The organism is Pedobacter roseus, assembly GCF_014395225.1.
GTDB lineage: Bacteria > Bacteroidota > Bacteroidia > Sphingobacteriales > Sphingobacteriaceae > Pedobacter > Pedobacter roseus.
Genome location: NZ_CP060723.1, coordinates 5,186,841 through 5,199,811, shown reverse-complemented (window position 1 = coordinate 5,199,811; position 12,971 = coordinate 5,186,841). Strand labels below are relative to the sequence as shown.

Annotated in this window: 14 protein-coding genes; 4 read left to right on the top strand and 10 right to left on the bottom strand. The window is 39.5% G+C overall.

Going from position 1 to position 12,971, the window contains the following annotated elements; translation table 11 throughout:
* The first annotated feature begins 195 nt into the window (after positions 1–195).
* Positions 196–345, top strand: coding sequence for a hypothetical protein (locus H9L23_RS21405; protein WP_187592232.1), 150 nt, complete (start codon positions 196–198; stop codon positions 343–345).
* 34 nt (positions 346–379) lie between these two features.
* On the opposite strand, the gene H9L23_RS21400 is transcribed toward H9L23_RS21405, so the two are convergent.
* The 4 genes from H9L23_RS21400 to H9L23_RS21385 all read right to left on the bottom strand — a co-directional run bounded on the left by H9L23_RS21400 (position 380) and on the right by H9L23_RS21385 (position 2,795).
* On the bottom strand, positions 380–841 hold the full coding sequence (locus H9L23_RS21400) for a hypothetical protein (RefSeq protein ID WP_025141450.1): 462 nt from the start codon (positions 839–841) through the stop codon (positions 380–382).
* 97 nt (positions 842–938) lie between these two features.
* Positions 939–1,547 (bottom strand): superoxide dismutase, encoded by a 609-nt coding sequence (locus H9L23_RS21395; protein WP_223191005.1) that lies wholly within the window; start codon positions 1,545–1,547, stop codon positions 939–941.
* A gap of 246 nt (positions 1,548–1,793) precedes the next feature.
* A complete protein-coding gene (locus H9L23_RS21390; protein ID WP_187592231.1) occupies positions 1,794–2,261 on the bottom strand; it encodes a nucleoside deaminase in 468 nt (155 codons plus the stop codon).
* A gap of 198 nt (positions 2,262–2,459) precedes the next feature.
* Positions 2,460–2,795 (bottom strand): tRNA-binding protein, encoded by a 336-nt coding sequence (locus tag H9L23_RS21385; RefSeq protein WP_108201322.1) that lies wholly within the window; start codon positions 2,793–2,795, stop codon positions 2,460–2,462.
* A gap of 171 nt (positions 2,796–2,966) precedes the next feature.
* On the opposite strand from H9L23_RS21385, the gene H9L23_RS21380 reads away from it, so the two are divergent.
* From H9L23_RS21380 to H9L23_RS21370, 3 genes are all read left to right on the top strand, one after another.
* Positions 2,967–4,448, top strand: a complete 1,482-nt coding sequence (locus tag H9L23_RS21380; protein ID WP_187592230.1) for a xylulokinase — start codon at positions 2,967–2,969, stop codon at positions 4,446–4,448.
* A gap of 98 nt (positions 4,449–4,546) precedes the next feature.
* Entirely contained in the window at positions 4,547–5,878 is a 1,332-nt protein-coding gene (gene xylA / locus H9L23_RS21375; protein WP_187592229.1) for a xylose isomerase, read from the top strand.
* 202 nt (positions 5,879–6,080) lie between these two features.
* Positions 6,081–7,757 (top strand): sodium/sugar symporter, encoded by a 1,677-nt coding sequence (locus H9L23_RS21370; protein ID WP_187592228.1) that lies wholly within the window; start codon positions 6,081–6,083, stop codon positions 7,755–7,757.
* 441 nt (positions 7,758–8,198) lie between these two features.
* Here H9L23_RS21370 and H9L23_RS21365 read toward each other — a convergent pair whose 3' ends face one another.
* The 6 genes from H9L23_RS21365 to H9L23_RS21340 all read right to left on the bottom strand — a co-directional run bounded on the left by H9L23_RS21365 (position 8,199) and on the right by H9L23_RS21340 (position 12,937).
* Positions 8,199–8,579 carry a hypothetical protein gene (locus H9L23_RS21365; RefSeq protein WP_187592227.1) on the bottom strand — a complete coding sequence of 127 codons (381 nt, stop codon included), beginning with the start codon at positions 8,577–8,579 and terminating at the stop codon, positions 8,199–8,201.
* Between the two features lies 1 nt (position 8,580).
* Positions 8,581–9,813 (bottom strand): ABC transporter permease, encoded by a 1,233-nt coding sequence (locus H9L23_RS21360; protein WP_187592226.1) that lies wholly within the window; start codon positions 9,811–9,813, stop codon positions 8,581–8,583.
* A gap of 96 nt (positions 9,814–9,909) precedes the next feature.
* Positions 9,910–10,548: an MBL fold metallo-hydrolase gene (locus H9L23_RS21355; RefSeq protein WP_187592225.1), complete on the bottom strand. Its 639-nt coding sequence runs from the start codon at positions 10,546–10,548 to the stop codon at positions 9,910–9,912.
* A 39-nt stretch (positions 10,549–10,587) separates the two neighbouring features.
* Entirely contained in the window at positions 10,588–11,175 is a 588-nt protein-coding gene (gene gldD / locus H9L23_RS21350; protein WP_187595551.1) for a gliding motility lipoprotein GldD, read from the bottom strand.
* Between the two features lie 36 nt (positions 11,176–11,211).
* A complete protein-coding gene (locus tag H9L23_RS21345) occupies positions 11,212–11,955 on the bottom strand; it encodes a shikimate dehydrogenase family protein (RefSeq protein ID WP_187592224.1) in 744 nt (247 codons plus the stop codon).
* 214 nt (positions 11,956–12,169) lie between these two features.
* Positions 12,170–12,937: a phosphosulfolactate synthase gene (locus H9L23_RS21340; RefSeq protein WP_187592223.1), complete on the bottom strand. Its 768-nt coding sequence runs from the start codon at positions 12,935–12,937 to the stop codon at positions 12,170–12,172.
* Positions 12,938–12,971: the final 34 nt, after the last annotated feature.

Sequence of the window (12,971 nt, the reverse complement as noted above, 5' to 3'; positions counted from 1 at the left end):
ATCAAAAGCATAAAAGATTGCTTCCCCGAAAAGTCGGGACAGGCCGTCGTTCCTCCTCGCAATGACGGCTTTTCTATAGGTTTGATTCTGTTGATTGATTTCGCGACCTTTTAAGCTAATTTTCTATCCTTATCCACATGATCTGCAAGTTTATAACTTTGGGCTTCAGGATTTTTATCTTCTAAAAAGATCAGGATGAACAGGGAAATAATGGGGATTAAAAAAGAAATTAAAAACCAGAACCAAAAATTTCTTCCGGTTCTTTTTGCTAAAAAACCAGCAAGGAGCTGCGGCGATAACAACAGTCCGAGTATGATAGATCCGAGGATTATTTCTGGCATCTGATAAAGGCTTACTCTTGTTGATTAAGCCTTAAATATTATTGTTTTTGCTTTTCAAGCGGTGGGGCAGAAAGCAGGCCTTTAATGTCGCTTTCAACTTCTTCTTCCTCGCCTTTTTTCTTTTTCTTGTTTTTAGCTTTTAAACCTTTGCCGCTTAAACGTTCTTCAATAACCTTGTCGTATTCAGTTTGCTGCTCTGGTCTTAAAACATTGCGGATGTTTTTTGTGGTTTCGTTCTGCAGTTTGTAAAATTTATCTACATCCTCCTCTCGCGAGTTTCCGGCTTGTTGTCTTTTAATTAAATCGGCCTGTTCCTTTGCCTGGTTAAAAGTAAAGCTATAGATTACGCTTTTTTGCGTGGCATTCAGTTTTAATCTTTTATCCAGATCATCTACATTTTTTTGTGCAATTTCTGTAGGTGTAGGCATTTTGTTCTGCTGTGCACTTACCAACCCATTTACACCAACAACAATTAAAAATAAAATTACAAGCCTTTTCATTTCGAATATTTTAATATGTGCGAAGTTACTTAATTATCTTAAAACAAGAAAGTCCCGATTTTTAACCGGGACTTTCTTAAATTTTATTGGAATTAGCTTACAAAGCCTTTTTGTAAAGTTCTGCAACTGCATCCCAGTTCACTACATTCCAGATTGCTGCTAAGTAATCCGGACGTTTGTTCTGGTATTTTAAGTAATATGCATGTTCCCAAACATCGATACCTAAAATTGGAGTTCCTTTTACTTCAGCAATATCCATTAATGGATTATCCTGGTTTGGAGTAGAAGAAACCTGAAGTTTTTTATCAGCACCAACTGATAACCAGGCCCAGCCTGAACCGAAACGGGTAGCACCAGCTTCTTGTAATTTAGTTTTAAGCTCAGCAAACGAACCGAAAGTTTCGTTAATTGCTTTAGCTAAATCGCCAGTTGGCTCACCGCCTTTATTCGGGCCTAAAATGTTCCAGAATAAAGAGTGGTTATAGTGACCACCACCATTGTTTCTAACAGCAGCAGGGAATTTTGAAATGTTTTTTACAATTTCCTCGATGCTCGAAGTTGCTTCTGGTTTACCTTCTAACGCTTTGTTTAAGTTGGTAACGTAAGCCTGGTGATGTTTATCGTGGTGGATCTCCATCGTAGTTTTATCGATATGCGGTTCTAATGCATCGGTTGCGTAATGTAACGCAGGTAATTCAAAAGCCATAATGTTTATGTTTTAAGATTTAAAAATGTTTCTTGTAGCAAATATAACATTAGAACGTTAAGATTTGTTCATGTTATTATCATCAAATCGTTTTCTGGGTTAATGTTGTAATGTTGAAGGTGTAAATGTTGGAAGGTTTAGGGAGGAAAGTGTTCATGGTTTGTTGGCTCATCGTCTGATTATCGCATGCTCTATAAACTATTGTGCCATGAACCATTAGCTATTAAACTATCGACCCAACGCTTTCTACCTCTTCTCCGCAAAGAAACCCTTCATCAACGCTCCGCACTCTTCAGCCAGTACGCCGCCTTTTAGCACAGTTTTAGGATGGAGTAGATTTGCATTTTTCGAAATAAAACCTCTTTTTTCTTCTCGGGCACCATAAACAATCCGGCCAATCTGGGTCCAGTAACTGGCGCCGGCACACATAACGCAGGGTTCTATCGTTACATACAGCGTACAATCTTTTAAATATTTCCCGCCAATGGTTTGGGCTGCTGAGGTAAAAGCCTGCATTTCAGCATGTGCGGTAACATCGTTAAATCGCTCGGTCAGATTGTATCCGCGGCCAATAATCCTGTTTTTACTTACCACAATGGCCCCGATCGGAATCTCATCTTCAGCTAAAGCTTTTTTCGCTTCCTCCAAAGCCAGTTTCATGTAATGAATGTCTTCTTCCTCGGGATTGGCATCTTCGAAATTATAAAAACTCATGCGGCAAATATAGGGTAACACTTCCGAAGTTTACTAAATCAATGCGCAGGGAAATTTCAGAAGTGTTATAGGTTATGGAGCGCAATTGCTTGCTAATCGGTTACTTCACTCCTGCTTTACGTTACTTCCGATGAAAAATCGGAATCACTTCAATCAGGGCTATTTAGCGAGGCCTGGGCTAAAGACTTCCGAAGTCGGCTAAACCAGCTTACTTCCATTAGGCACTTTGCTCTGCACAGCAGTTAATACGATGTCACCATTTTCGTCGGCAAAACCCGTAACCAAAAACTCAGACATAAACTTGCCAATCTGCTTTTTAGGAAAGTTGATCACCCCAACAATCTGTTTGCCTGGCAACTCTTCCAGTGTATAATGTTTGGTAATCTGTGCGCTACTCATTTTAATGCCAAATTCGCCAAAATCTACTTTTACTTTATAGGCGGGTCTGCGGGCTTCAGGAAATTCGAAAGCCTCTAATATCGTGCCCACCCTTAATTCTACTTTTTCGAAATCATCCCAGGTAATCTGTTCCATAACTTAATTTAACGTGTTGCCCAAAAATATAAATTAATTCATTCAGTCAAGGTTCAAATGCCAATAATAGGGTGTGAGAATTATCTAAATGATAAAAAATTTGCGTTTTATATTTTTACATCTATCTTTATGCAACCGTTTGCATAACCAAGTATAAAATAATTTTCAATCATGTATTTATTAGGAATTGATTTAGGTACCTCCTCCATAAAAGTTGCAGTTGTTGATGTAGTTACACAAAAAAAAGTCGCTGCTGCCCAGTATCCCGAAGAGGAAACTGCGATTAAATCCCTGCAATCGGGTTGGGCAGAGCAATCGCCTGATGAGTGGTGGCAAAATGTACAGCAGGCTATACTTAAATTAAATGCCGGTGGTTTGTTCGATCCAAAAGAAATTGAAGCCATAGGTATTGCTTATCAGATGCATGGCCTGGTGGTGGTAGATCAAAATCAAGAGGTTTTGCGCGATAGCATTATCTGGTGCGATAGCAGGGCTGTTGAACTGGGCAATAATGCTTTTGATTCCATTGGTCATGATCAATCATTGAAACACCTGCTAAATTCACCGGGGAATTTTACCGCCTCAAAACTGGCCTGGGTAAAAGCGAACGAACCGGAGACCTATAAAAAAATTGATAAAATGATGCTGCCCGGCGATTTCATTGCCATGAAATTAACCGGCGAAATTACCACCAGCATTTCTGCGCTATCGGAAGGTATTTTATGGGATTTTGAAAACCACGAAATTTCTAGAGATGTACTGAAGTATTATGGTATTGACGAGCAGCTTATTCCAACTGTAAAACCACTGTTCTCAGCGCATGGCCAGTTAAAAACTGATATAGCGGCTTCATTGGGTTTAACCGCTGGAATCCCTGTAGCTTATAAATCTGGCGATCAGCCCAATAATGCACTTTCCCTAAATGTGTTAAAGCCTGGCGAAGTTGCCGCAACTGCCGGCACATCGGGTGTGATTTATGGGGTAAGCGGCGATCTTACTTACGATAAGAAATCGAGGGTAAATACCTTTGCGCATGTAACTTATTCACCAGAAAAAAAACATACCGGCGTGCTGCTTTGCATTAATGGCACAGGGAGTATGTACCGCTGGGCCAAACATACTTTCGCACCCCTATCTACTTATGCACAACTAAACACCCTGGCTGCCGGGGCGCCAATTGGGAGCAACGGACTAAAAGTACTTCCCTTTGGTAATGGTGCCGAAAGAATGTTGAACAACAAATATACAGGCGCTCAGTTATTGAATATTGATTTAAATACACACGATCAATCTGATATTTTTAGGGCTATACAAGAAGGAATTGCCTTTGCATTCCGTTACGGATTGGACATTATGCGCGAAAATGGCATGGAGCCTAAGGTAATTCGCGCCGGTTTGGCAAACCTGTTTTTAAGCGAAGTTTTTGCACAAACTTTTGTAGATGTTACCGGAATCCCGGTTGAGTTATACGAAAACGACGGAAGCATTGGCGCAGCTTTGGGAGCAGGCATTGGTGCGGGTATTTTTAATAGTGCCGAAGAGGCATTTACCAACCATGAAGTAATTAAAACTTTAAGTCCGAAAAATTCAGCAGCGTATGAGCCAATTTATCAGGATTGGAGAATAATATTAGAGAAACAATTAACTGAATAATAGATAAAGGTTAATGGATCATGGTTTAATAGTTCATAGACAGGTTGGCCATGAACTATCAACCAAAAAACGATCAACCAAAAAATAAAGAAAACATTATGACAAAAGTAGTAACAGGAGCAAAAGAATTTTTTAAAGGTATCGGGCAAATCCAGTTTGAAGGATTAACCAGCGATAACCCTTTAGCCTTTAGATGGTACGATGCCAATAAGGTGGTTGCAGGCAAAACCATGAGCGAGCATTTTAAATTTGCATGTGCTTATTGGCACTCGTTTAATGGCAATGGCGCCGATCCTTTTGGTGGACCAACACATGTTTTCCCCTGGGATGAAAAGAAAGATGCAGTAGAAAGGGCAAAAGATAAAATGGATGCCGCCTTTGAGTTTATTACCAAAATGCAGATCCCTTATTACTGTTTCCACGATGTAGATGTAGTAGATTATACCGATGATGTTGCCGAAAACGAACGCAGGTTACAAACATTGGTTGAATATGCCAAACAAAAACAGGCGGATAGTGGCGTGAAATTACTTTGGGGAACCGCCAATTTGTTTAGCCATAAGCGCTACATGAATGGAGCCTCTACTAATCCCGATTTCCACGTACTGGCCCATGGTGCTGCACAGGTTAAAGCCGCTTTAGATGCAACAATTGCCCTGGGTGGCGAAAATTATGTTTTCTGGGGTGGACGTGAAGGTTACATGAGCCTTTTGAACACCAATATGAAACGCGAGCAGGAACATTTGGCGAAATTTTTACACACTGCCAAAGATTACGCCCGCAAACAAGGTTTTAAAGGTACTTTCTTTATCGAACCTAAACCATGTGAGCCTTCTAAACACCAATACGATTATGATGCGGCAACAGTTAAGGGCTTTTTACAGCAATATGATCTGCTGGCAGATTTCAAATTAAATTTAGAAGTAAACCACGCAACCTTAGCAGGTCATACTTTTCAGCACGAATTACAGGTTGCTGTTGATAACGGTTTGTTGGGATCAATCGATGCTAACCGTGGTGATTACCAGAATGGATGGGATACCGATCAGTTCCCGAACGATATTAACGAACTGACCGAAACCATGCTGATCATTTTAGAAGGTGGCGGACTGCAAGGCGGAGGTGTAAACTTTGATGCCAAAATCCGTCGTAACTCTACCGATCCAAAAGATTTATTTTATGCACACGTAGGTGGAATGGACATATTTGCAAGGGCCCTGATTACTGCAGATGCCATTCTTCAAAAATCAGACTATAAAAAAATAAGGGCTGATCGCTATGCTTCTTTTGATAGCGGTAAGGGAGCTGAATTTGAACAAGGTAAATTAAGTCTGGAAGATCTTAGAAATTTTGCTGCAGAAAATGGGGAACCCGAAGTACGTAGCGGAAAACAGGAATATTTAGAAAACCTGATCAACAGGTATATTTAAAAAAAGTGTCAGTCTGAGCGTAGTCAAATACCTTCACGCATAGTGGTCTGTGTGCTCACAGGCCACTTGTATTTTAGAACTTTCTTAAGATCCCAAAAATAATAAACGTCATATTAACATTTTTTAATTTAAAAAAAAGCGGATATTATTTCCTGATTTTATTACATTTAACTTTCTAAACCAAATAACCACTATTACTTTAATGAAACAAAATTTATTGGACACGAAGGATTACATTGTATTTGCAATCTACTTCGTCATTGTGGCTGCTTACGGTCTGTACATCTACAATAAGAAAAAATCCGCATCCACAGGCTCAAAAGATTATTTTCTGGCAGAAGGTTCGCTTACCTGGTGGGCAATTGGTGCATCTTTAATTGCATCGAATATTTCGGCTGAGCAGTTTATCGGCATGAGCGGATCGGGCTTTAAGATGGGATTGGCAATTGCAACTTACGAGTGGATGGCTGCCCTTACCCTGGTAATTGTTGCCGTTTTCTTTATTCCGGTGTACCTGAAAAACAAGATTGCTACAATGCCTCAGTTTTTGCACCAACGCTATAATGGAACCGTAGCCATGATTATGGCGGTGTTCTGGTTATTGCTTTATGTGGTGGTAAACTTAACTTCGATCCTTTACTTGGGAGCCCTGGCAGTAAGCAGTATCTCCGGTTTCGACCTTACCTTTTGTATGTACGCCATCGCAATATTTGCGATCTTAATTACCCTGGGTGGAATGAAAGTAATCGGTTATACCGACGTAATCCAGGTGTTTTTCTTAATCCTGGGTGGTTTAGCAACTACTTATTTAGCTTTAAATTTGGTTTCTACCCATTACGGTACCTCAGGTATTCTTGATGGTTATAGTTTAATGACTTCAAAAGCATCAGAGCATTTCCACATGATTTTGAAACCTGAAAATGAAAACTATATTGATTTACCAGGATTAAGCGTGCTTGTAGGTGGTATGTGGATTGTAAACCTAAACTATTGGGGCTGTAACCAGTACATCACTCAGCGTGCATTAGGGGCCGATTTAAAAACTGCCCGTGGTGGTATTCTATTTGCGGCATTTTTAAAGTTATTAATGCCGATTATCGTGGTATTACCTGGTATTGCAGCTTATGTATTATATAAAGATGGTGCTTTCCAAACCGAAATGTTGCAGGACGGATCGGTTAACCCGGATCGTGCTTACCCTGTATTGTTAAATTTATTGCCTGCAGGTTTAAAAGGTTTATCTTTTGCGGCTTTAACTGCTGCAGTTGTGGCTTCTTTAGCTGGTAAAGCAAATAGTATTGCAACGATTTTTACCTTAGATATCTATAAAAAAGTATTAAAAACCGATGCTTCTGAGAAAAATCTCGTTTTTACAGGTAAAATTGCTGTTGTGGTGGCTATGGTGTTGGGTGTGCTAATTGCACCGCACCTGGGTATCGATAAAAAAGGTGGATTCCAATATATTCAGGAGTATACAGGCTTCGTTTCGCCAGGTATCTTTGCCATGTTTATCCTTGGTTTCTTCTGGAAAAGAGCAACCTCAAATGCGGCACTTTTTGCCACCATAGGTGGTTTTGGATTATCGTTATTGCTAAAATTCCTTCCGGGATGGACCGATCTTTCATGGTTATCAGGAATGGGCTTCTCCGTTAAAAATGCAGTTGGCATTTACGAAATCCCTTTCTTAGACAGGATGGGTTTTGTATTCGTATTCTGTATCATCGGTATGGTGATTATCAGTTTGTTCGAGAACAAAAATGGTGTTAACCCTAAAGGATTGGAAATCGATTCTAAAATGTTTAAAACCACAACCAGTTTTGCGGTTGGTGCATTAATTATTATTGGATTATTAGTAGCCCTTTACGGTATTTACTGGTAAAATTCCTTATTAAATATTTTAAAGCTTTCTGGGGATACCGGAAAGCTTTTTTTGTTTTAATATAGAATATGGGTATTGTGTGTCCTTTTTTTTGGGAAAGCAGATACAGTAACGTTTAGAATAGGCTTGGCCCTGCTCTCCGTTCTTTCTGATGAAAAATCAGAACCACTTCGATCAGGTTTAGCTGGCAATCATAATGCTACTATTTATGATTGCATGGCGCGATTTCCGAAGTTTACCGGTTCCGGGCTGTGAGAAACTTCGGAAGTTTTAGCTACAGGCCCAAGTTATTTAGCCCTGATTGAAGTGTAAAGCCCACAGCGCAGCGAGGACTTGAAACGAAAAGCAGGACCTCAGTATCCGATTAGCACTGCAACTGCGCTGCAAAAAATGAATTGAACAAGTGATTTATTTCGTGGAGACACGAAACGAGGCAATACCTTACTGCGCGCAAGGCCCGTCAGGAATTTCTTTGCTGATTTTAATTACTTTCGTAACCACCAGTGTAGAATCAAAATCGGCAGAAACAATGGCTGTGTCAGTTTTTTTAAAATAACCTTCTAACTCTACATATACAGGCTCATAAGGTTTTTCGAAACCTAAGTTACTGTAGGCGAGCTCCAGTTTTTTTACGCTGTCGGTAACCCAATAATCGCGGGTATCTTCGCACAGGGTAAAAGATTTCATTTCTGGTCCGAAGCTATATAAACCTTTAACAACTTTAAGATTGCTTTTTTCTCCCTCGGCTTTATCGTTTCTACAAGCTGTAGCGGCCACACCAAGGAGCATAACGAATACAATTGCTTGTTTAAATAACTTCATTTTATATGGATTGATTAATTTGATCTATCTTTTTAACACTTAAATTGGATGACAAAGCAGATGCCAAAAATGAGAAGATACCTACTGTAACAAAAACTAAAATGAAATCTTTCCATTTTAGACCTATAGGATAAGAACTTACCAAAGTTTTATTTTCTTCGCCCATTTTAATCAGGCCGTAAGTGTGCTGAAAATAGTAAAAAATGAGGCCAATAATTAAACCCAATACGCAGCCCGACATGGTAATCATCATGCCCTCGAATAAAAATATGCGTTTGATTAACTTTTTTCCGGCACCTAAGCTGCTCAGAATGGCAACATCCTTCACTTTATCTATTACTAACATGGTTAACGACCCTATGATATTAAATATAGCAATAATCAGGATAAATGTAAGAATAATATATACCGCCCATTTTTCGGTGTTCAGAATGTGGTACAGTGATTTATTTTGCTCGGCCTGGTTCCTTACCTCGTAATCGTTACCCGCTTTTTCGATGACTTCTTTTTGAAAGGCATCTACATCAACGCCTGATTGCAGATTGATCTCAATGGCCGACACATTTTTTTCTTCACCCAGCAATCCGCGGGCAAAGTCAAGGGGAACAATAATGCCGTTGTCAAAATCCTGTTGTACTTCAAAAACACCACTTACGCGGATACTTTTCGCCACAAAATCGTCGGCCGGGTTTAAACTGTTTGGCACGATATCTTTTTTTGGCGAATAAATTTCCAGTTCGGTAAAAGGATCTACCGTATTTACGGCCAGATAACTTTGCAAAGCCGAACCAATTACGGCATTATTGCCGCTTCTATTGTGCAGAATAAAATGGCCTTCTTTTATGGTGCTATCTAATTTGGTGTTTTTTAAATAATCTGCGCTTACCCCTTTTACCATCCCAACTGCCTGTTTGTTATTGTATTTTAACAAAGCATTTTCTTGTAGTACCTCCGTAAAAGCGGCAACAGATTTGTTTTTTCTAAGCTGGTTAAAATAAGTGGTATTCGGATCGAAAGTTTTGCCTTTAGCGGGTGTGATGGCAATTTGAGGGGTAATGGTATCGAACATATTCAATACCACAGTTTCTAAACCGTTAAATACCGAAAGGATAATAATCAATGCTGCACTGCCCACCATTACGCCCACCATTGATATGCCCGATATCAGGTTAATGGCATTGGTCGATTTTTTGGCAAAAAGGTACCTTTTGGCAATATAAAACGATGTATTCACAGGGGTAAAGATAGGTAAAAGGTTGAGGGTTTAAAGGTAGAAGGTATTGGGTTGTAAACCTCTACGCTTAAAAAAACTCAAAAACAATAATTAATATTAAAAAAAAGGGTTGTGTTGCTTTTCGAAACCAATGCTGGTAGCTGGTCCGTGGCCAGGGTAAACTTTGGTTTCATCAGGTAATACAAAAAGTTTATCAGAAATGTTTTGAATTAATTGCTGGTGGTTACCTCCCGGAAGATCGGTACGGCCAATGCTGCCATAAAAAAGCACATCGCCACCCATTAAAATATGATCGGCAGCACTATAAAAACATAAATGTGCAGGCGAGTGGCCAGGCGCAAAAATCAGACTTAATGTGCTGTTGCCAAAGGATATGGTTCCGGTTTCAGGTAAAAAAGTATCAGGCTGCGGAGAAACTTCATACCGGGTGAAACCCATTGATGGCGCATAACCAGGAACTGCGTTTAAAATTGCTAATTCGCCTTCATGAAACTGTGGTTTTAAACCATAAGTATCGAAAATAAATTTATTGCCAAAAACATGGTCGAGGTGGCAATGCGTATTTAACAATAAAACGGGTTTAAGATTTTCTTGTTTAATAAAGGCCGCCAGTTCATTCTGCTCAAAACCCTCATACATGCCCGGATCGATAATAACACACTCTTTGGTTTCATCATAAAGCAGATAAGTATTTTCGCTATAAGCGTTGAAGGTGAAGGTTTTTACTGTAATCATAAGTTTTTAGAAAAAAAGCTGATAATCCATCAGGATAAGTTAATTTTTCCACTTAAAAGTGGCAATCAGGGTATCGATATCTTGTTTAATAAATTTAACAACGGGTGCTATCGAATCGTATTGTGGCCGCTCGTTAAAATATAGGGCGCCCCTAAAATAATGTTTCGCGCTATCGGTTAAAAAAAACTGCACAGATGATGCTGTATTTCCTTCTATGGCATAATAAATACCATATACCTTGCGGTTAGGATAGTTGATGATCCTTTGATCGATGGCGCTGGCTTTTATGGTGTGTTTAAAAGCAAGTTTGCGGGCATCTTCTACCATCTCATCATATTCGCCTTTGCCTGATACATCATAATACGTTAAGTGTAAAAAGCCATTAAACTGTTTGAAATGTAAATTGTACCAGTTTTTTTGGGCATCGCGGCTCTGATCCTGCTCTACAGTTGCGTAAGTAGGGTATTCAAAGCTAAAGGGAACCGGTTTAGTAAATGTAGTGTAGTCCTTTTGGGGGAATACGATCCTAAAATAAGCTTTAGGTTTAGGACTATAATCGTGGTTTTGACAGGCAGTTAAGAACCATAGGGCAACAAAAGGAAAACAGATCAGTTGTTTGAATTTCATCGCATAAAATAGTTTCCTTAGCATAAATATACCCGGTTATTTATTCCAGATTACCCAGGCCTTTTCAGCCTGTTTGTATAACATTTCCAGCCCATTTTTTATGCTGGCACCACGTTCTGCAGCTTTTGCCAGGAATGCGGTTTCCAGCGGATTATAAACCAGGTCGTAAGCCAGGTGCTCAGACCCAAGCTGACTGTAATCAATTTCTGGAAAGGTATCAATATTTGGTGACATTCCCAATGGGGTAGTGTTGATCAGCAGTTTGTGCGAGGCCAAAATTTCTGGTGTAAGCCCGGCGTATAGGATAGCGCCTTCAACAGGTTTACGCACCACTACCTGGTATTCGATATTGAGCTTTTCTAAAACATACTTTACCGCTTTTGCCGCTCCCCCATCACCAAAAACCAGTGCTTTTGTATGCTGTGGGCCTAATAAAGGGGTTAAGGATGTTTCAAAACCATAGGCATCGGTGTTATAACCTTTCAAATAATTTTCGTTTTCGAAACTTTTAATGGAAATGCAGTTTACGGCACCGATTTTCTCTGCAGCTTCGTCTACTTCATTTAAATAACAAAGTACGTTTACCTTATGCGGAATGGTTACGTTCAAACCGCAAAGCGATGGGTTTTCGCTCAGTAGGTCAGGCAGTGATTTGATATCTTCAATGGGAAAAAGCTCGTATTGATGATTGGCGATGCCTTCATTTAAAAACTTTTCGGTAAAATATTTTTTAGAGAAAGAATGAGATAAAGGATATCCGATTAAGCCGTATGTTTTCATATTGATATAAATAAGCAAAACCTAACAGGTTTTTAAAACCTGTTAGGTTTATTTAATATGCCCCGCAATGCAATGTTATTAAGTAAAGCCATTAACACAGGTAAAAATAATTTAACCACAGATAAAAAGGATGCGCACAGATATAAAAATCCGCGTGTATCTGTGGTTAAAAATCTTAACTTAATAACATTGACCGCAATGACGGATTTTGTATTTATTTTGCCTGGTTCAGGAAATAATCGAAAGTATCTCCACGTAAACCCAGTCGAATGGTTTCCAAAGGAATTACTTCAGCAGGGGCAATATTGCCCAGGTTTACATTACTGCCGATTAATTTGATAAACCAAACCTGCTGCTCTTTTTGTGGTGCTTCCCAAATAATGGTTTCTTCGGGGATCTGGGTTAAAATTTCGTCAACCAAACCCTCACGCACTTCGCCGCTTCCGCGGTAAATACCTACGTTACCGCCTTCGCGGGCTTCGGCAATTACCTTCCATGATCCGGCTTCAAGTTCGGCCTGCATTAATTTAATCCACTTGTATGGGGCAAATATTTTAGCTGCATCTTTACTGCCTACTTCCGAAATTACCGTTACCTGTTTAGAAAGTTCGCGGATAAACTCACATTTTTTATCATGTTCAATTTCGATAGAACCGTCAGAAACCTCTGCATATTCCATTCCATACTGGTCTAAAACACGTTGATAATCTGAAAACTGGTTGCGGATAATAAAGGCTTCAAATAAGGTTCCCCCAAAATAGGTAGGAATGCCTGCACTTTTATATAAAGCTAATTTTTCTTTAAGGTTTGGTGTTACGTGTGAGGTAGCCCAGCCTAATTTTACGATATCTGTATGTACGCCGGCAACTTCAATAAAATCTTCTACCTGGCGCAGGCTCAATCCCTTATCCATAACCATTGTTAAGCCTTTTTGGCGTGGTTTAGCTGGACGTTCGGGAACGTTTAATAATGGATAATTCATATAGCTACAAAAGTGAAAAAAAAATTGAGATTTA